Source organism: Massilia sp. BSC265 (assembly GCF_000740675.1).
Taxonomy (GTDB): Bacteria; Pseudomonadota; Gammaproteobacteria; order Burkholderiales; family Burkholderiaceae_D; genus Telluria.
This window is the reverse complement of sequence record NZ_JPXI01000037.1, coordinates 65,642-85,556: the sequence shown is the minus strand read 5'-3', so window position 1 is coordinate 85,556 and position 19,915 is coordinate 65,642. Positions and strand designations below refer to the sequence as shown.

Genomic DNA, 19,915 nt, shown 5'->3' with positions numbered 1-19,915 from the left:
CCATGAACTTTTCACGCTTCTTCGTCGACAAGCCGATTTTCGCGGTCGTGCTGTCGGTGATCGTCTTCGTGGGCGGCCTGATCTCGATCTTCCAGCTGCCCGTGTCCGAGTATCCCGAGGTGGTGCCGCCTTCGGTGGTGGTGCGTGCCCAGTATCCGGGCGCGAACCCGAAGGTGATCGCGGAAACCGTCGCCGCGCCGCTGGAAGAGCAGATCAACGGCATCGAGGACATGCTCTACATGAGCTCCCAGAACACCTCGGACGGCGCCCTGGCCCTGACCCTGACCTTCGCGATCGGTACCGACATCGACCGCGCCGAGAGCCAGGTGCAGAACCGGGTGCAGCGCGCCCTGCCGCGCCTGCCCGAGGAAGTGCGCCAGATCGGCGTCACCACGGTGAAGAGCTCGCCGAACCTGACCATGGTGGTGCACCTGAATTCGCCGGACGGCCGTTATGACGACCTGTACCTGCGCAACTACGCGGTGCTGAACATCAAGGACCAGCTGGCGCGCCTGAACGGCATGGGCGACGTCCAGCTGTTCGGTTCGGGCGACTACGCCATGCGCGTCTGGCTCGACCCGCAGAAGGTGGCGGCGCGCAACCTGACCGCCGGCGATGTCGTTGCCGCCATCCGCGAGCAGAACGTGCAGGTCGCGGCCGGCGTGATCGGCCAGGGGCCGAGCAAGGATGCCGAGTTCCAGCTGACCGTCAACACCCAGGGCCGTCTGTCGACCGTCGAGGAATTCGGCGAGATCGTGGTCAAGGCCAGCGAGGACGGCGCCGTCACGCGCCTGAAGGACGTGGCACGCCTCGAGATGGGTTCGAGCTCGTACGCGCTGCGTTCCCTGCTGAACAACAAGTCGGCGGTGGCGATCCCGATTTTCGAAGCGCCGAACGCCAATGCGCTGCAGTTATCAAGCGACGTGCGCGCCAAGATGGAAGAGCTCTCAAAAGACTTCCCGGAAGGCGTCGAGTACAGCATCGTGTATGACCCGACCCAGTTCGTGCGCGAGTCGATCGACTCGGTGATCAAGACCCTGCTGGAAGCCGTGGTGCTGGTGGCCCTGGTCGTCATCGTGTTCCTGCAGACCTGGCGTGCCTCGATCATCCCGCTGCTGGCGGTGCCGGTGTCGGTGGTCGGTACCTTCGCCGTGATGCTGATGTTCGGCTTCTCGATCAATACCCTGTCGCTGTTCGGGCTGGTCCTGGCAATCGGCATCGTGGTCGACGATGCCATCGTGGTGGTGGAGAACGTCGAGCGCAACATCGGCAACGGCCTGTCGCCGCATGACGCGACCATCCAGGCCATGAAGGAAGTGTCGGGCCCGATCATCGCCATCGCCCTGGTGCTGTGCGCCGTGTTCGTGCCGATCGCCTTCGTGTCGGGCCTGACCGGCCAGTTCTACCGCCAGTTCGCCCTGACCATCGCGATCTCGACCGTGATCTCGGCCTTCGTTTCGCTGACCCTGGCCCCGGCCATGTCGGCCGCCCTGTTGAAAGCCCACGATGCGCCCAAGGACCGCCTGACCCGCGCCATGGACAAGGTGCTGGGCCGCTTCTTCGCCGCCTTCAACCGTTTCTTCGGCCGTGCCTCGCACAGCTACGAAGGCGGCGTGAAGACCGTCCTGCGCAGGAAGAGCGCGACGCTGGGCGTCTACCTGGTGCTGGGCATTGCCGCGGTGTTCATGTTCAAGGTCGTGCCGCCGGGCTTCGTGCCGGCCCAGGACAAGGGCTACCTGATCGGTTTCGCCCAGCTGCCGGATGCCGCCTCGCTGGATCGCACCGATGAAGTGATCCGCAAGATGTCGACCATCGCCAAGGAGATCCCGGGCGTGGAGTCCTCGATCGCCTTCCCGGGCCTGTCGATCAACGGCTTCACCAATGCGCCGAACGCCGGCATCGTGTTCACCGGCCTGAAACCGTTCAGCGAGCGCAAGGGCAAGCCGGAGCAGTCGGCCGAAGCCATCGCCGCCGAAATCAACAAGCGCATGGGCACCGTCGAAGACGCCTTTGTCATGGTGCTGTCGCCACCGCCGGTCAACGGCCTGGGCACGACCGGCGGCTTCAAGCTGATGCTGGAAGACCGCGGCAACCTCGGCTACGACGAGCTGTACAAGGCCACGCAGGCCTTGCAGGCCAAGGCCTGGGGCACGCCGGAACTGGCGGGTGTGTTCTCGAGCTTCCAGATCAACGTACCGCAGCTGTTCGCGGACGTGGACCGCGTCAAGGCCAAGCAGCTCGGCGTGCCGCTGGCGACCATCTACCAGACCCTGCAGGTAAACCTGGGCTCGCTGTACGTGAACGACTTCAACCAGTTCGGCCGCACCTACCAGGTGCGCGTGCAGGCCGATGCGCAGTTCCGCTCGCAGCCGGAGCAGATCGCCCAGCTGAAGGTGCGCAACGACAAGGGCGAGATGATCCCGCTCTCGAGCCTGATGCAGGTGAAGAACAGCTACGGCCCGGACCGCGTCCAGCGCTACAACAACTACGTGGCCGCCGACATCAATGGCGGCGCGGCGCCGGGCGTGTCCTCGGGCCAGGCCCAGGCCATCATGGAGCAGCTGGCCAAGGAAACGCTGCCGAAAGGGATCGCCTACGAATGGACCGAGCTGACCTACCAGGAGATCCTGGCCGGTAACACCATGATTTATGTGTTCCCGCTGTGCGTGCTGCTGGTGTTCCTGGTGCTGGCCGCCCAGTACGAAAGCTGGACCCTGCCCCTGGCGGTGATCCTGATCGTGCCGATGTCGATCCTGTGCGCGCTGGTGGGCGTCAAGCTCTCCGGCGGCGACAACAACATCTTCACCCAGATCGCCCTGTTCGTGCTGGTGGGCCTGGCCTCGAAGAACGCGATCCTGATCGTGGAATTCGCCCGCGAGCTGGAAGACCACGGCCGCAGTGTCGTCGAGGCCGCACTGGAAGCATCCCGCCTGCGCCTGCGTCCGATCCTGATGACCTCGATCGCCTTCATCATGGGTGTGGTGCCGCTGGTGTTCTCGACCGGTGCGGGCGCCGAGATGCGCCATGCAATGGGCGTGGCGGTGTTCGCCGGCATGCTGGGCGTGACCTTCTTCGGCCTGTTCCTGACGCCGGTGTTCTATGTCCTGCTGCGGTCCTTGGCCAAGCGTTTCGAGAAAAAAGCCCCGGTGGCGCAAGCCAAGGCCCCGGTCCTGGACCTGGAAGGAGTGCATTGAGATGAAAAGCATGATTGCGCGGGGCGTGGCCCCGCTGTTGGCGGCCCTGCTGCTCACCGCCTGCGCCACCCCGGACTTCAAACAGCCGGCAGTCGAGACGCCGACCGCGTTCCGTAACTCCCAGCTGCCGACCGAAGTGGAGGGTATGGAAGGCTCACGCTGGAAGCCCGCGCAGCCGGCCGAGCAGCAGCCGCGCGGCCAGTGGTGGCTGGCCTTCAATGACCCGGCGCTGGCCTCCCTGATCGAGGAAGCCGGGGCCAACAACGCCAACCTGGCGGTGGCGGCAAGCCGCGTCAAGCAGGCGAGGGCGATCGCCGGCATCGCAGCGGCAGACCGGGCACCGCAGGTCGGCGTCGGCATCGGTGCCCAGCGTGCCCGCCCGTCGGCGCTGGAAGCAAACCTGCCGCAGGGCACGCCGACCCAGCCGGTGAGCACCTATACGGCCAACCTCACCGCCAGCTACGAGGTCGACCTGTTCGGCCGTGTAGCAGCGGGCGTGTCGGCGGCGCGCAGCGATGCGGCGACCTCGGAAGCGAACTACCGCTCGGTGCTGCTGGCGCTGCAGGCGGACGTGGCGCAGACCTACTTCCGCCTGCGCGCGTTAGATGCCGAGCTGGAGACGGTGGCGCAGGCCGTGCGCCTGCGCGAGGAGAGCGTCAAAGTGACGCAGCGCCGCTTCGACCTGGGCGACATCGGCGAATTCGACCTGTCGCGCGCCCGCACGGAACTGGCGACGGCGCGTGCCGAGGCGATCGGCCTGCAGCGCCAGCGCGCAACCGCCGAGCATGCGCTGGCGGTCCTGCTGGGCAAGCCGGCGTCGAACTACGTGGCCGGCAAGAGCCCGCTGCTGGACGCCGCCGCGCTGCCCGCGATACCGGCCGGCTTGCCGTCCTCGCTGCTGGAACGCCGGCCCGACATCGCCGCCGCCCAGCGTGCGATGGAAGCCTCGAATGCCCGCATCGGCGTGGCGCGCGGCGCCATGTTCCCGGCCTTGACCATCAGCGCGGCCGGCGGCGGTGTCGGCGGCGCGATGTCGGAAGTGTTCAAGTGGAGCAGCCGTTCCTGGGTGTTGGGCTTGCTCACCTCGATGCCACTGATCGACGGCGGCCGCAACCGCGCCAACGTCGAGGCTAGCTACGCGGTGCTGGAAGAATCAGTGGGCACCTACCGCCAGAGCGTGCTCAACGCTTTTGCCGAGGTCGAGGACAACCTGGCCGGCCTGCGCATCCTGTCCGGCCAGGCCGAGCAGATCGACGCGGCGCGGTTAGCGGCCCGTCGTTCGGCCGACCTGGCGCAGAAGCTGTATGACGCCGGCCGTTCCAGCTACCTGGAACTGTTGGATGCCCAGCGCAACCTGGCGGCGGTCGAGCGTACAGCCGTCCAGCTGCGCGGCAACCGTGCGGTAACGACGGTCGCGCTGATCCGCGCACTGGGCGGCGGCTGGGACGCCGCCCAAGCAGATGGCAATGCCATCGCAATGAAGTAGTAGACCCTGTAGTCCACCTCTCCAGGCGTTTTGCCCTTTGCGGCGAGTGCGTAAGTACTCGCCGTTTTTTTTCAAGTAGCGGAACTACATAACTTTCCCATGATTCAATTGACATGCATATACGTCGAGCAGAAAATGTACCAGGCAATTCCATGTATGCACGACTTTGTTACCGTACTTCGTAGTTAAACTACTGGTTTTGCATGGCTGTTGACCGTGGTTGCCGCTTCTGAAAAAAATGAGATTCATCACCCAATCCGCAATACCGACCCGGAGGAGACATGAAGAAGAAAGTCAGCGTTACAGCCCTGCTCGCAACCAGTGCCCTCATGTTGTCGGCCCATGCCGGCGCCGCCACGCCGCCGGCCCAGGCCGGCAATAGTCCTGCCGTCCTGCTGCAAGGCTTCCACTGGAACTCGGCGGGATACAGCAACCCGAACTGGTACAACACCCTGGCCGGCAATGTCGCCGACCTGAAAGCGATGGGCTTCAGCCATGTGTGGCTGCCGCCGTCGTCCGACTCGGCGGCGAGGGAGGGTTATCTGCCGCGCCAGCTGAACAACCTCAGCTCCAGCTACGGCAGCTCGGCCGAGCTGACCAACGTGGTGCGTGCCTTCACCAACAACGGCATCCGGGCGATCGCCGACGTCGTCGTCAACCACCGCGTCGGCTCGACCGGCTGGTCCGACTTCACCAACCCGAACTGGACCCGCTACACGATCGCCAACAACGACGAGTGCAATTGCGGTCTCGGCAATGGCGATACCGGTTCGGGCTTCAATGCCGGCCGCGACATCGACCATACCAATGTCGGCGAAACGCAGAACGGCATCATCAACTGGCTCAACTACACCATCAAGCCGGTCGGCTTCAGCGGGCTGCGCTTCGATTACGTGAAGGGCTTCGGCGCCCAGTACGCCGGGCAGTACGCGAACGCCTTCGGCGCCCAGTTCTGCGTGGGCGAGCTGTGGACCGACCTCGACCTGAACAACATCGACGCCCACCGCCAGCAGATCATGAACTGGATCAACGGCACCGGCAGCAGCTGCGGCGCCTTCGACTTCACGACCAAAGGCCTGCTCAACGACGCCCTGGCCAACGGCAACTACTGGCGCCTGCGCGATTCCTCCGGCAAGCCGCAGGGCGCGGTCGGCTGGTGGCCGGCGATGGCGGTGACCTTCGTCGACAACCATGACACCGGGCCTTCCGAGAGCTGCGGCGTCGGGCAGAACCACTGGCCGGTGCCGTGCGGCGCGGTGATGCAGGGCTATGCCTATATCCTGAGCCATCCGGGCATCCCGACGGTCTACTATCCGCACATCTACAACTGGAACCTGAAGACGCCGATCAGCGCGCTGATGGCGGCGCGCCGCACGGCGGGCGTGCATTCGACCTCGCCCGTCGCGATCCAGGCCGCCACCCAAGGGTTATACGCGGCGATCGTCACCGGCAGCGCGCGCCAGCTGGCGATGAAGATCGGCCCGAACAGCTGGAGCCCGGGCGCCGGCTGGACGCTGCAGACCTCGGGCACCAACTACGCGGTCTGGATGAAGTAAGCAGCCGGGCAAGAAAGCGCGGCGCCGATCATGGCGCCGCTACAATGCGGGCATGACGACAGTACCATCCCCGACCCTGAGCGGCCTTGCGCCGGTCATCGATCCTGAAGTGCGTATCCTCGTGCTGGGCAGCTTTCCCGGCGCGGCATCGCTCGCAGCCGCGCAGTATTACGCCCACCCGCGTAATCAGTTCTGGCGCCTGATCTCGGCGGTGGTCAAGGAGGACCTGGCTGCGCTTCCCTATGCCGAACGCCTGCCGCGCCTGCTCGTCCATCACGTGGGCCTGTGGGACGTGCTGGCCGGCTGCGAGCGCGAAGGCAGCCTGGACTCGGCCATCCGCAAGCCTGCCGCCAATGACTTCCAACGCCTGCGCACCCTGTGTCCGAAACTGGAAACGGTCGGCTTCAACGGCCAGGCTTCCGGCAAGTTCGCGCCGCAGTTCGCGGCTGCCGGATATCGCACCGTCGTGCTGCCGTCGAGTTCGCCGGCGCATATGGCGATGACGTTCGAGCAGAAGCTGGAGGTTTGGGCGACATTAAACCGGCCTGCGGATCCGGAATCGGTGCCGGCGCCAGTGCAGCATTCATTCTTTTGATTCAGCAATTTGCGTCGAGTAATGTCTCGATAAATCCTCTTGTTTGACGGTACAGCGGATCCATGGCTGGACCATGCCATCCGCGAACACGCTGCGTTTCGAAGTCGTCTACGTGTCCGACTCGAGTGGCGAAAGCGGAAAGAGCTATCCCGAGGTGCGGAAACAAGCAAATGGAGAGTGGTTGTTTTCGCGCTGAATACTGTTGGCACAGGATCGATGCGGGAAGTGAACCGGGCGCGGAATCGGCTTGCCAAACTTATCCGCCACGGCGCCGCCCGAACGTCGATGCGGTAGCCGATTACATCAGCGGATCATCGTCCCCGTCGCCGCCCCCGTCCGGCGCAGGTGTGCCAGCTTCGCCGAATACACCTGCCGCATCTCCTGCCGCGTGCTGTTCTCGATCGCCCTGGCGATCTGTTCGCGCGCATGCTTGACGTCGCCCAGGCGCAAGTGGGCCACCCCGAGCCAGAACAGGAACTCGTCGTTGTAGGGCGCGCGCTTGAGCTCGCGCTCGAACAGGCTCCTGGCCTTTTCGAAGTCGCCCGCGCGCAGCGCCAGCATGCCCTGGTCGAAGTGGTGGTAGGGCGGGAAGGGTTCGATGCTGGCGACGCGCTGCGCCAGCGTCTGGGCCTCGGCGTGCTTGCCGAGCGTGGCCAGCACCGGCTGCAGGTTGCGCATGACCATGACGTTCTCCGGCTCGCGCGCCAGTGCCACGCGGTAGGTCTGCTCGGCCAGCGCCAGTTCGCCGTGCCGGTTGTAGATCACGGCCAGGGTGTTGAGCGCCGAGATCAGCCCGGGGCGCTTGTCTACCGCGGCGCGCGCCCACCAGTAGGCGTCGTCGATGCGGTCCTGCACCAGCATCTCGGCCGCGCGGTTGTTCATGTAGAGCGCGACGATGTCGTCTTCGTCCAGTTCGCGGGCACGCAGGCGTGCGGCTTGGTCCTGCGGGATGAAGTCGACGATCAGGAATTCAGCCAGGCCGCTGCTGCGGAAGCCGCTGTCGACCGGTTCGGCGACGGCGATATTGACATGGGCGCTGCCCAGGTACAAGCCCGCCTCGCGGCTCCAGGCATTGCCTACATTGACGCTGCGGAAGCGCACCGGCATGCCCAGTTCCTTGGCAAAGGCCGCGGTCATGATCACGAGCGAGAGGCAGTTGCCCGAGCGGTCGGCGTAGGTTTCCGCGGCGGTGCGGGTCTTCGAGGACTCGTACTCGAGCTTCAGGTCGGTCTTGCTGTACAGCGCGTCGACCAGGCCGTGGCGCAGGCCGCTCTGGCGCAGGTGCCTGGTGAAGGACGGGCTGCTCAGGTAGGAGCGCATCGCCGGACTGAGGGTGAACAGGTCGGTGGCGCCGACCGGCTCGGACGGCGGCGCGAAGCGCGCATCGGCGAAGGGAGGGAGGGGCGCGGCGGGCGGCTGCACACTGGCGCACCCCGCCAGCAGGGACAGCGACAGGGACAGCAGGATGGCGAAGTACTTCATGGTTCACTCCCGGGTGTACTTACAGGCAGTATCTGCCTGTGCAGGAGTGATGTAAAGATGTGTACTTACTTGCTTTATTCTTCGTGGAAGGCTTCCACCAGTTCGTCCAGCAGCTCGGCGGTTTCCTCGTCCGCCAGCCCGAGGTAGGCGCAGGCGGCGGCGCCGCCCTTGTTCCACTCCAGCGATTCGGCATGGCCCTGGTAGCGGCAGATCGCGCTTTCGGCCAGCACCGACAGGGCGACCAGCGAGCGCACCGTGCCGGCGCTCGAGGCGTCGTCGAGCACGGCGAAATCGTGGTGGTGCAGGATGGCCCAGCCGACGTCGCCCGACAGGCCCCAGTTGCGCGCCAGCAGGCAGCCGAGCGCCGCGTGATTGGTGCTGTGGCGTTCATCCTCCAGCGCAGTGAACGGGCGCTCCACTTCCAGCGACGCGGCGGCGTAGGTTGCGCCGTAATCGGGGAAGCGCTCCATCAGCAGCGGCACGCCGGTGTCGCAGAACAGGCCGAAGGTGTGGGCGACGTCCGGTTCGCCGATGCGCAGGCGGCGCGACAGGAACACCATGGCCTGGGCACGGCGGGTCGAGATGTCCCAGAAGCTGGCCAGCGCCGCGCTGTTGGCAGGAATCGCCTGGCGCGCCAGCAGGCCGGTCATCAGGGCCGCGACCTGGTTGATGCCCAGGAACAGGATCGCCTGCTCGATCGACTTGGCCTTGCGCCGGCCCCCGTAGATCGCCGAGTTGGCCAGCTTGAGCAACGCGCCCGACATGCCGACGTCGCTCGCGACGATCTTGCCGATCGTCTCGGGGGACGGGTCTTCCGAAGCCAGTTCGCGCTGCATGTCTGCGAGCAGGCTCGGCCGAGGGGGGATGCGGATCGACTTGATCAGGGCATCGACCTGGTCGAGTTGCGGGACGGGATCGGCGACGGTATTCATGAGCGCGGGACGGAGGGGTTGCGGAAGGGAAACTGACAACGTATCACTATACCCCAGCACTTATTTTATTGCAGCAGAGCAATCGGAAAGGCTTATCCTTCAGACCATATTTTGTATCACTACACCAACGCGACAGCGAAAATCAGGCCGGGTTAGAATCGGGATATGGCCATTTCGACAATAGCAGGAATCGATTTTTCCCAACCGGCGGAGATCGTGGCGCGCCAACTGATCGGCGTGACGGTGCTGGTGGACGGCGTCGGCGGCAGGATCGTCGAGACCGAAGCCTACGACCGCGAAGACCCGGCCTCGCACGCCTTTTCCGGCCCGACCGAGCGCAATGCCTCGATGTTCGGTCCGCCCGCCCACGCCTATGTCTACCGTTCCTATGGGATCCATTGGTGCCTGAACTTCGTGTGCCGCGAAGAGGGCCATGGGGCCGGGGTCCTGATCCGCGCGCTGGAGCCGCTGGTCGGTCTGGACGAGATGCGCCGCCGCCGCGATGCGGACAATGCGTGGCTGCTGTGCTCGGGTCCGGGCAAGCTGTGCCAGGCCCTAGGCGTGACCCGCGCCCACAACGGCATGGCCTTATCAACCCCGCCGTTCGAAATCCTGCCCGGACCGCCGGGGCTGGAGGTGGTGACCGGACCGCGTATCGGCATCTCCAAGGCGATGGATGTGCCCTGGCGCTTTGGGCTGGCCGGCTCGCGTTACGTCAGCCGCCCGTTCCGCTGAGCGCAGGCGTTCTTTCGTCAGGCGCCTCGGGCGCTACGGCGCCGCTGCGCTCCCTTCGTGCTGGCCGCGGGCAGGGCCGCCACCGCGCGTCCGCGCATCGGGCTTCCCGCCGCGCGCCGCTCGTGCAGGCCCTGGAAGCCTTCGTCGCCTTCGTCTTCCCCGGCCTCCTCGTCCCCGGCATGGACAGCGGCGATGTCCGCATCTTCCATGCCGTCGATCTTGAAGATCGACACCGCCTTGGCGAGGTTGACGGTCTGCTCGTGCAGGCTCTCGGCCGCGGCTGCGGCTTCTTCCACCAGCGCCGCGTTCTGCTGGGTCATGCCATCCATCTGGCCGACCGCCTTGTTCACCTCGGCGATGCCGTCGGCCTGCTCGGTGCTGGCGATGCTGATGCGGCCGATGATGTCGCTCACCTGGCGCACCGAGGCGACGATGTCGCCCATGCTGGAGCCGGCTTCGCTCACCGAGGCGCTGCCATCCTCGATAATCTTCACCGAGTCGGCGATCAGGCCCTTGATCTCGCGCGCCGCGGCCGCCGAGCGCTGGGCCAGCGTGCGCACCTCGGCGGCCACTACCGCGAAGCCGCGTCCCTGTTCGCCGGCGCGCGCCGCTTCCACCGCAGCGTTCAGGGCCAGCAGGTTGGTCTGGAAGGAGATGCCGTCGATGACACTGGTGATCTCGACGATCTTGCGCGAGCTGGCCTGGATCGATTCCATCGTCGCTACCGCGCGGCCGACGGCCTGGCCGCCGTTCGCGGCCAGCTGGGCCGCTTCGGCCGCGAGGTCCGATGCCAGGCGTGCGTTGTTGGCGTTTTCCTTCACCGCCGTGGTCAGTTCTTCCATGGTGCTGGCGGTCTGTTCGAGCGAGCCGGCCTGCAGCTCGGTGCGGGTCGACAGATCCAGGTTGCCGCTCGCGATTTCCTTCGAGGCGGTATCGATCGAGCGCACCGAGTTCAGGATGCTGTGCAGGGCGCCGTTCAGGCGCGAGATGGAATGGTCGAGGGCGCGCGAGGTGTCGGCGATCTCGTCGCGCCCGCCGCCCGGGGTGCCGGACGGACGCAGGCGGCCCTCGGCCAGGTCATTCACCACGGTGGCGATCGAGTGGATATCGGCCAGCATGGCGCGCCGCACCAGCATCGTCACCACCAGGGACAGGCCGATCGACAGCAGCACCAGGCCGGCCATGCTGAGGCCAAGTATGCGGAACTCGGCCTTGGCGGCGGCGTGCGCTTCCACGCTCAGCTTCTTTTCCAGCGCCGCCAGGTTCTGCAGGCCGCCGTCGAGGGCGACGAACTGCTTCTCGGCCTTCTGCATCGAATTGGTGGCGATCGACTGGTCGACCTGGGCCAGTTCGATGGTCTCGACGACCATCTTGCGGTAGCTCGCCAGCCCCGCCAGTGCGCTGTCGATCGGCGCCCGCTCGCCCGGCGCGGCGCCCTTCGACAGTTCTCCCAGCTTGGCTGCAATCGCCGCGTGCTTCTTGTGGATGTCGGCGGTGAGGGCGTCCAGGCGTTCCTTTGCGAAGCTGCCGTTCACCCAGGCCAGCAACTGGTAGATGTTGGCATGCGCGAAACGCGCTTCGCCCGCCACGTCGGCAACGGCCTGCAGGCGCGCGGCGCGCACCTGCACCATGTGTTCGAGCGAGGCATTCTGGCGCACCATGCCGTAATAGGCGGCTGCCGACAGCAACGTCAGCAGCACCAGCACCAGGCCCGGGGCCAGCAGGAGTTTCGGGCCGATCCGCAGTTTGTTCAGCATGCTTGACTCCGGGCTTGGACAGGAAGTTGAGCGGGATTATTTCTTGTAGATGCCGGCTTCCAGCACCACGTCGTCGACGCGCTGGATGAAGGTCGTCTTCGGCTCGATCTTGCCGCTGGTCGGGTTCTTGTACTGGTAGTCGACCCAGCCCTTGCCCTTGGCGGCTGCCAGTTCGATGATCTCGCGGCGGTACTTCTTGCCGTTCGCATCCGGCACATCGGTCAGGTCCTTGCCGACGATCGAGGGGTTGTAGGGGTGGGCCAGCACGATCCCGGTCTTCAGGTCGCGCATGTCGATGTACAGCTCACCCTGGACGTATTCCGCATCCTTCGCGTTGATCTTCTTGATCATTTCGTCCTTGCCCTTGGCCTTGACCAGGGCAATGCCGCGTTCGACCATCGCGATGGCGTCCTTCTCGGTCGGGCCATTGGCGAGGGCGGGCGTGGTGGCGATGGCCAGGCACAGGGCGGCGGCAGTGGTGGCGAACAGTTTCATGTTGACTCCTTGAGTGGAATGTTCTGGGATCAATATTGCTAAAGTGCATTGGTAAATGTACCGGGCTAAGATGGCGAGGAGTTGCGGTCGCGCAACTGCATTGCGTAGTGGGGTAGGAACGTTGCGCATTGGTGTCAGTTGATGCCGAGGCTTGCGTCACCGAGCTTCTGCGCGCGTGTCGGAAGCGTTACATCGCTTATGCCTGTCCAGGAATCGAAGCGTTCGCACCTTCCTTGTTTTACCTCCCGCTATAGGACCAATCCGATTGATTGACGGCAATTCTCCATAATTTCCGTAACGTAAGATGGATTCTTCCCGGCAACATTGCACACGCAACTTTTCCCGCCGCCGGTTCTTTCATCCTACGTTTCCTGGAGAATTCCCGTGACCACGACCGAATCGACGCCCTCCAAGTTCAAGCCTTACACCCGGCAGACGATCCACACGGCGCGCCAATGGCAATGGCTGACGCCAGAGTTGCAGGAAGCCGTGCAGGTGGTGTCCCATGTGCTGCCGTTCCGTGTGAACGCCTACGTGCTGGAGGAGTTGATCGACTGGGACAAGGTGCCGGACGATCCGATCTACCGGCTCACCTTCCCGCACCGCGACATGCTGCCCGCCAGCGAATATGAGCAGCTGCGCGACCTGGTGCTGTACAGGAAGGACGAGGCGGCCGTCGCCAAGCTGGTGCACGGCATTCGCATGCGCATGAACCCGCACCCGGCCGGGCAGATGACGCACAACGTCCCGCGCGTCAACGACGCGCCGCTCAAGGGCCTGCAGCACAAGTACAAGGAAACCGTGCTGTTCTTCCCAAGCTCGGGCCAGACCTGCCACGCCTACTGCACCTTCTGCTTCCGCTGGCCGCAATTCGTCGGCATGGACGACATGAAGTTCGATGCGCGCGAGTGCAGTGAACTGGTGTCCTACCTCGAAACCCATCCGGACGTCACCGACGTCCTGATCACGGGCGGCGACCCGATGATCATGAACACGCGTTCGCTGGCCGAATTCCTCGAGCCGCTGCTCGAGCCCAACCTGGCCCATATCCAGAACATCCGCATCGGCACCAAGTCGGTGGCCTACTGGCCCCAGCGCTTCGTGTCGGACAAGGACAGCGACGACCTGATGCGCCTGTTCGAGAAGGTCGTCAGGTCCGGCAAAAACCTCGCGATCATGGGCCACTACAACCACGCGGTCGAGTTGCGCCACCCGATCGCCCAGCAGGCGGTCAAGCGCATCGTCGGCACCGGCGCCACACTGCGCATGCAGGGCCCCCTGATCCGCCACATCAACGAAGACCCGAAGAGCTGGGCCGAGCTGTGGACCACCGGGGTACGCCTGGGCGCCATCCCGTATTACATGTTCGTCGAGCGCGACACCGGCCCGCGCGACTATTTTTCGCTGCCGCTGGCGCGCGCGCACCAGATCTTCCAGGAAGCCTATTCGATGGTGTCGGGCCTGTCGCGCACCGTGCGCGGTCCTTCGATGAGCGCCTTTCCCGGCAAGGTGGTGATCGACGGCGTGGTCACGATCAACGGCGAGAAGCTGTTTGCGCTGCAGTTCCTGCAGGCGCGCAATCCGGAATGGGTGCGCCGTCCCTTCTTCGCCAAGTACGATCCCGATGCCACCTGGCTGGACCATCTCAAGCCGGCCTTCGGGCGCGACAAGTTCTTCTTCGAGCAGGAGAGCGCGGGCCCATTACGTGAACCTGGCGGACCGGGCGGGCGCGTGATCCCTTTGGTGCCGGCCGCGCAGCTGCTGGGCGGCGAAGCCGGCGGAAGCTGCGGCAAGAACCCTGCCCAGGACGCCGCCTGAAGCCGGGCCGGACACGCGCACGCGACCCCATCCGGGACCCGGCCATGCAGGACTCCGCCACCACGCCATGCCTGTCCGGCGTGGCGGTTTTTTTCTACGTGTTCCTGCCGTTCGCGCTGGGACACTACCTGTCGACGCTGCTGCGCAACGTGAACGCGGTGCTCGCTCCCGACCTGGTGGGGGCGCTCGCGCTCACCCCGGGCGAGCTGGGACTGCTCACCAGCGCCTTCTTCTTCGCCTTCGCGCTGGTCCAGCTGCCGGTCGGGATCGCGCTCGACCGCTGGGGACCGCGCAGGGTGCAGCTGGCGATGATGCTGGTCGGCGCCATCGGGGCGCTGCTGTTCGCGCGCGGCACCGGTTTCGGGCAGCTCGTGGTGGCGCGCGCCATCATGGGCCTGGGCCTGGGCGGCTGCTTCATGGCGGCGGTCAAGGCAGTCTCCACCTGGATCACACCGAGCAGGCTGCCCTCGGTGCACGGCTACCTGATCGCAGTAGGAGGACTCGGCGCCGCTTCCGCCACCATGCCCGTGCGCCTCGTGCTCGACTACACCGACTGGCGCGGCCTGTTCGTCATCCTGGCCGGGCTGACCGCGTGCTCCGGCCTGCTGATCGCACTCGTGTACCCCCGCGACAAAGGGCCCGAACCCAAGCGCGGACCGCTCGGGCAGGCGCTGCGCGAGGTGTTCCGGGCGCCGGTGTTCCGCACCACGGCCTCGCTGGTCCTGCTCCCGCATGCGGTGTTCTTCGGCATCCAGGGGCTATGGATCGGGCGCTGGCTATCGGACGTCGCGCGCTTTCCCGACGACGCCGTCGCCTACCTGCTCTACATGGGAATGGCATCGGTGATCTTCGGCGCCATCGCGGTGGGCATGATTACCGAGTGGGCAGGGCGACGCGGCATCGCTCCACTGGACGTGGCCGCCGCCGGCATCGCTATCTTCCTGCTGGTGCAGGCCGCCTTCGTGCTCAACTACAAGCCGAGCTTCCAGCTGCTGTCGGTACTGTTCACGCTGGTCGGGACGATCACCGGGATCGAGTACGCGATCATTGCGCAGTCGATGCCGCGCGAGCTGACCGGACGCGCGGCGACCTGCCTGAACCTCCTGATCTTCATCGGCGCCTTCGTGGTGCAGGCGGGTTTCGGCCTGCTGGTCGGCCTGTGGCCCCTCGACGACGCGGGACAGGTCCCTGCCATGGCCTACCGTGCGGCGTTTGCCGTGCTGGTACTGGCGCAGCTGCCTGGCCTGGTTGGCTTCGTGCGGCGACGGCGGCGCGAGGCTGCGCTGGCGCCCAAGGACGATGAGGAGGTCCAGGCGGTTCCCACCTGAAGCCGGTTCTCCTTGCTGGAAGGGATGGCGCGATCTTGCCGGATTGGCTAGTATCGTGCCGTCTGTCCTTACAGGGAGAAAACCATGCGCGACCACCTCCTGCCTCGCCTATCCAGCTGCGCCATGCTGTTGCTGCTCGCCGCCTGCGGCGACCGGTCCACGCTGTCTCCCGGTGCGGACGTCGGTACCCACCCGACGCTCGTGTCGCCGGTCAAGTCCCTGATCCCGACCGTGGACATCGCTCCCGCCAAGGGCTGGCCGCAGGGCGCCCGGCCTATGGCGGCGGCGGGACTGGCGGTGAATGCCTATGCCTCCGGCCTCGACCATCCGCGCTGGCTCCACGTGCTGCCCAACGGCGACGTGCTGGTCGCCGAGAGCAATGCGCCGCAGCGGCCGGCGAAGAAGGGGATCAAGGCGTTTGTGCAGAAAAAGGTGATGGAACGGGCGGGTGCGGGCGTGCCGAGCGCGAACCGCATCACCCTGCTGCGCGACGCGGACGGGGACGGCGTGGCGGAGCTGAAGAACGTGTTCCTGAACGGCCTGAACTCTCCCTTCGGCATGGCGCTGGTCGGCGACATGCTGTACGTGGCGAACACCGACGGCATCGTGCGCTTCCCCTACCGTGAGGGCGATACCCTCATCACCGCGAAGGCAGAACCGGTGGCGCCGCTGCCGGGCGGGCCGCTGAACCACCACTGGACCAAGAACATCATCGCCAGCCAGGACGGACGCAGCTTATACGCGACCTCGGGCTCGAACAGCAACGTCGCCGAACACGGCATGGACCAGGAGGTGAACCGCGCCGCCATCCTCGAAGTGGATATCGCCACCGGCAAGACACGCCTCTTCGCCTCCGGCCTGCGCAATCCGAACGGCCTGGCCTGGAACCCGGAAACCGGCGTGCTGTGGACGGTGGTGAACGAGCGCGACGAGATCGGCAGCGACCTGGTGCCCGACTACCTGACCTCGGTGAAGGACGGCGGCTTCTATGGCTGGCCCTACAGCTGGTACGGCAGGCACGTGGACGAGCGCGTCCGGCCGCCACGCCCCGACCTGGTGGCCACGGCGATCGTGCCGGACTATGCGCTCGGCGCCCACGTGGCGGCATTGGGGCTGGCCTTTTATACCGGTGAGCTGCTGCCCCAGTACAGGAACGGCGCGATCATCGGCCAGCACGGTTCCTGGAACCGCAGGCCCTTGTCCGGCTACAACGTGGTCTATGTGCCGTTCAAGGAGGGCAAGCCGGCCGGCAAACCGGTCGAGCTGCTCACCGGCTTCGTCAACAAGGATGGCGATGCGTACGGCCGCCCGGTCGGCGTCGCGGTGGACAGGAAGGGGGCGATCCTGGTGGCGGACGATGTCGGGAATGTGATCTGGCGGGTGACGCCGGCTCGTTAAACCGTAGGGTGTGGTCGGCTCTGCCGACCGCGTGTTCAGCAAGCGCCGGCGGACCGAAATGTGTTTGTTGAACGCGATCGTAGTTTGAACGCGGTCGGCGAAGCCGTCCACCCTACGCACACCCTTTTACCAAGAGAGACCGAAGCCTTCCCCGCCGATCCTTGGTATCATCGCCCGCTTGCCCATCCTGGGCGTTCTGGATTTACAAACGGGGAAAGACAACAATGAGATTGGTGCGCTATGGCCGCTCGGGCAAGGAAAAGCCGGGCCTGTTCGACGAAGAGGGCCGCCTGCGCGACCTGTCCGGGATCATCGACGACATCGACGCGTCGGCATTGTCCGGCAAGGCGCTGCGCAAGCTGGCGAAGATCGACTGGAAGACCCTGCCGCTGGTACGCGGCAATCCGCGCCTGGGCGTGCCGGTCAAGGGCGTCGGCAAGTTCATCGGCATCGGCATGAACTACGCCGACCATGCGCTCGAGACCGGCGCCGCGGTGCCCAAGGAACCGATCTTCTTCACCAAGGCCATCAGCTGCCTGAACGGCCCGGACGACCCGATCCAGCTGCCGAAAGGCTCGAAGAAGACCGACTGGGAAGTCGAGCTGGGTGTGGTGATCGGCGAGCGTGCGCAATACGTGAGCGAAGACGAGGCCCTGAAGTACGTGGCCGGCTACTGCGTCGTCAACGACGTGTCCGAGCGCGCCTTCCAGTTCGAGATGGGCTCGCAATGGGACAAGGGCAAGGGCTGCGACACCTTCGGCCCGGTCGGCCCCTTCCTGGTGACGCGCGACGAAATCTATGACGTACAGGACCTGGATCTCTACCTGGAACTGAACGGCAAGCGCATGCAGACCGGGAATACCTCGAAGATGATCTTCACGGTGGCGCAAATCGTCAGCTACGTGTCGCGCTTCATGACGCTCGAGCCGGGCGACATCATCACCACCGGCACGCCGCCGGGCGTGGGCATGGGACGTTCGCCGCAGCGCTTCCTGAAGAAGGGCGACAAGCTGCGCCTGGGCATCGCCGGCCTGGGGGAGCAACAGCAGGAAGTCGTGGCCTTCCCCAAGTAAGCAACTAGTCCGGCAGGCGCGCTGCACACCCTGCCGGCACCGCCGTCCTGGCCGTGTTCATCACCATGGCCAGGAAGGTGTAATACCCGTTGATCCCCATGAGATCGACCACGCCGTGCTCGCCGAACAGCGCGAGCGCATCCGCGTACAGCCGGTCCGAGACCGACTTCCCCTCGTGCAGTTCGATGCAGAAGTCGTGCACCACCGCTTCGTCCACCAGCATGTCGTCCGGCCGGCGCCGCTCGGCGATGGCATGGATCACCGAGGCCGGGATGCCCACCTGGGCCGCGATCGGCGCGTGGATCGCCCATTCCACCTGCTGGTTCCACTGGCGCGCGGTGACCAGGATGGCCAGCTCCGACAGCCGCACCCCGATCGCGCTGCGGTAGCGCAGGTACTCCCCCATGCGCTGGGCGTATTCCATCAACTCCGGGCTGCGCAGCAGTGGCACGAAAGGCCCGTACACGGCGCCGCGCGGCCCGTCGACGATGGCCTGGGCGGCGGCGCGCTGGGCCGGGGTCATGGCGTCAAGGGCAATCGGTCCGAGGCGGTCGGTCATGGGATGCGTGAGGGCAGCGTGTTGTAATTAGAAAATAATTGCACAGCGTCCGTCGAAAATCAAAAGAACCGGCGCCGAGCACGCTTATTGTCAAACTCTTGTTCCGACCAAGGGAGTTGAGATGAGCCATATCCTCCACCGCAACCTGCGCCAGGTGCCGCCGACCGCGGTCTCGAGCGACGGTATCCGTATCCGCGACAGGGCCGGCCGGGTCTACATCGACGCCAGCGGCGGGGCCGCCGTGTCCTCGCTGGGGCACGGGCATCCGGACGTGATCGCCGCGATGCACCGCCAGATCGACCGCTGCGCCTATGCCCACACCGCCTTCTTCACCACCGACGCGGCCGAGGAGCTGGCCGACCGCCTGATCGCCGGCGCGCCGCAGCACATCGGCGGCGTCTACCTCGTCTCGGGCGGCTCGGAGGCGATGGAGACGGCGCTCAAGCTGGCGCGCCAGTACTGGGTGGAAGCGGGCGAGCCGCAGCGCCACCTGTTCATGGCGCGGCGCCAGAGCTACCACGGCAACACCCTGGGCGCGCTGGCGGTGGGCGGCAACGAATGGCGCCGCAAGGCCTTCGCGCCGCTGCTGATGGACACGCTGCGGGTGAGTGCCTGCTATGAATACCGCGGCCGCGCCCCGCACCAGAGCGTGGACGACTATACCGCCGGGCTGCTCGACGAGCTGGAAACCAACATCCTCAAGGCCGGGCCCGAGAACATCATCGCTTTCGTCGCCGAGCCGGTGGTTGGCGCTACCGGCGGCGCGATCCCCCCGACACCGGGCTATTTCCAGGGCGTACGCGAGATCTGCGACCGCTACCGCATCCTGTTGATCGCCGACGAAGTGATGTGCGGGATGGGCCGCACCGGCACCATGTACGCGATCGAGCAGGACGGCGTGGCGCCGGACATCATCGCGATCGCCAAGGGCCTGGGCGCCGGCTACCAGCCGATCGGCGCGGTGCTGGCGCACCAGACCATCGTCGACTGCCTGCGGGGCGGCAGCGGCATGTTCCAGCACGGGCACACCTATATGGGGCATCCGGTGGCGGCGGCGGCGGCCCTGGAAGTGCAGAAGGTGATCGAGCGCGACGGCCTCCTGGGGCGCGTGCGCAGCCGCGGCGCCACGCTGCGGCGCATGCTGGGCGACGTGTTCGGGACGCACGAGCACGTGGGCGACATCCGCGGGCGCGGCATGTTCCTGGCGCTGGAGTTCGTGCAGGACCGCGCCGACAAGCGGCCCTTCGCGCCCGAGCGCAAGCTGCATGCGGCGATCAAGGCCAAGGCGATGGAAAACGGGCTGATGGTCTACCCGATGGGCGGGACGATCGACGGGCAATACGGCGACCACGTGCTGCTGGCGCCGCCCTTCATTGCGACGGCGGCCGACCTGTCGGAGATCGTGTCGCGGCTGGCGGATGCGGTGGAGGCGGCGTTGAAACAGTAGGGTGGACGGCTCCACCTTGAAATTGGAATGATCGTCAGCGCGGATGCCGTCCGCGCGTTC

General features: G+C 65.9%; 15 protein-coding genes. 10 read left to right on the top strand and 5 right to left on the bottom strand.

Annotated elements, in window-relative coordinates; translation table 11 throughout:
- The first annotated feature begins 2 nt into the window (after positions 1-2).
- From MA09_RS17245 to MA09_RS17230, 4 genes are all read left to right on the top strand, one after another.
- The gene (locus MA09_RS17245) at positions 3-3,194 is read left to right on the top strand and encodes an efflux RND transporter permease subunit (RefSeq protein ID WP_036251212.1); all 3,192 of its coding nucleotides are present in this window, start codon (positions 3-5) and stop codon (positions 3,192-3,194) included.
- A 1-nt stretch (position 3,195) separates the two neighbouring features.
- A complete protein-coding gene (locus tag MA09_RS17240) occupies positions 3,196-4,680 on the top strand; it encodes an efflux transporter outer membrane subunit (RefSeq protein WP_036251210.1) in 1,485 nt (494 codons plus the stop codon).
- A gap of 281 nt (positions 4,681-4,961) precedes the next feature.
- Complete coding sequence (locus MA09_RS17235; RefSeq protein WP_036251208.1) at positions 4,962-6,236, top strand: alpha-amylase C-terminal beta-sheet domain-containing protein; 1,275 nt, start codon at positions 4,962-4,964, stop codon at positions 6,234-6,236.
- A 52-nt stretch (positions 6,237-6,288) separates the two neighbouring features.
- Complete coding sequence (locus MA09_RS17230; protein WP_051933548.1) at positions 6,289-6,831, top strand: DNA-deoxyinosine glycosylase; 543 nt, start codon at positions 6,289-6,291, stop codon at positions 6,829-6,831.
- Positions 6,832-7,134: 303 nt separating this feature from the next.
- On the opposite strand, the gene MA09_RS17225 is transcribed toward MA09_RS17230, so the two are convergent.
- A complete protein-coding gene (locus tag MA09_RS17225; protein WP_036251205.1) occupies positions 7,135-8,313 on the bottom strand; it encodes a tetratricopeptide repeat protein in 1,179 nt (392 codons plus the stop codon).
- Positions 8,314-8,387: 74 nt separating this feature from the next.
- Positions 8,388-9,245 (bottom strand): HDOD domain-containing protein, encoded by an 858-nt coding sequence (locus MA09_RS17220; protein WP_036251202.1) that lies wholly within the window; start codon positions 9,243-9,245, stop codon positions 8,388-8,390.
- A 165-nt stretch (positions 9,246-9,410) separates the two neighbouring features.
- On the opposite strand from MA09_RS17220, the gene MA09_RS17215 reads away from it, so the two are divergent.
- The gene (locus MA09_RS17215) at positions 9,411-9,980 is read left to right on the top strand and encodes a DNA-3-methyladenine glycosylase (protein WP_036251200.1); all 570 of its coding nucleotides are present in this window, start codon (positions 9,411-9,413) and stop codon (positions 9,978-9,980) included.
- Positions 9,981-9,997: 17 nt separating this feature from the next.
- Here MA09_RS17215 and MA09_RS17210 read toward each other — a convergent pair whose 3' ends face one another.
- The gene (locus MA09_RS17210; RefSeq protein WP_051933547.1) at positions 9,998-11,737 is read right to left on the bottom strand and encodes a methyl-accepting chemotaxis protein; all 1,740 of its coding nucleotides are present in this window, start codon (positions 11,735-11,737) and stop codon (positions 9,998-10,000) included.
- Positions 11,738-11,773: 36 nt separating this feature from the next.
- Positions 11,774-12,232: a cache domain-containing protein gene (locus MA09_RS17205; protein ID WP_036251197.1), complete on the bottom strand. Its 459-nt coding sequence runs from the start codon at positions 12,230-12,232 to the stop codon at positions 11,774-11,776.
- Positions 12,233-12,616: 384 nt separating this feature from the next.
- Between MA09_RS17205 and MA09_RS17200 the strand changes: the two genes are divergently transcribed.
- The 4 genes from MA09_RS17200 to MA09_RS17185 all read left to right on the top strand — a co-directional run bounded on the left by MA09_RS17200 (position 12,617) and on the right by MA09_RS17185 (position 17,849).
- The gene (locus MA09_RS17200) at positions 12,617-14,050 is read left to right on the top strand and encodes a KamA family radical SAM protein (protein WP_036251195.1); all 1,434 of its coding nucleotides are present in this window, start codon (positions 12,617-12,619) and stop codon (positions 14,048-14,050) included.
- Positions 14,051-14,094: 44 nt separating this feature from the next.
- On the top strand, positions 14,095-15,378 hold the full coding sequence (locus MA09_RS17195; protein ID WP_051933546.1) for an MFS transporter: 1,284 nt from the start codon (positions 14,095-14,097) through the stop codon (positions 15,376-15,378).
- Positions 15,379-15,462: 84 nt separating this feature from the next.
- On the top strand, positions 15,463-16,776 hold the full coding sequence (locus tag MA09_RS17190) for a sorbosone dehydrogenase family protein (protein ID WP_081897656.1): 1,314 nt from the start codon (positions 15,463-15,465) through the stop codon (positions 16,774-16,776).
- A 224-nt stretch (positions 16,777-17,000) separates the two neighbouring features.
- Positions 17,001-17,849 (top strand): fumarylacetoacetate hydrolase family protein, encoded by an 849-nt coding sequence (locus MA09_RS17185; RefSeq protein ID WP_036251192.1) that lies wholly within the window; start codon positions 17,001-17,003, stop codon positions 17,847-17,849.
- Between the two features lie 4 nt (positions 17,850-17,853).
- On the opposite strand, the gene MA09_RS17180 is transcribed toward MA09_RS17185, so the two are convergent.
- Positions 17,854-18,408, bottom strand: coding sequence for a carboxymuconolactone decarboxylase family protein (locus MA09_RS17180; protein ID WP_036251189.1), 555 nt, complete (start codon positions 18,406-18,408; stop codon positions 17,854-17,856).
- Positions 18,409-18,529: 121 nt separating this feature from the next.
- Here MA09_RS17180 and MA09_RS17175 point away from each other — a divergent pair, with 121 nt between their 5' ends.
- The gene (locus tag MA09_RS17175; protein WP_036251186.1) at positions 18,530-19,855 is read left to right on the top strand and encodes an aspartate aminotransferase family protein; all 1,326 of its coding nucleotides are present in this window, start codon (positions 18,530-18,532) and stop codon (positions 19,853-19,855) included.
- The last annotated feature ends 60 nt before the right edge of the window (positions 19,856-19,915 follow it).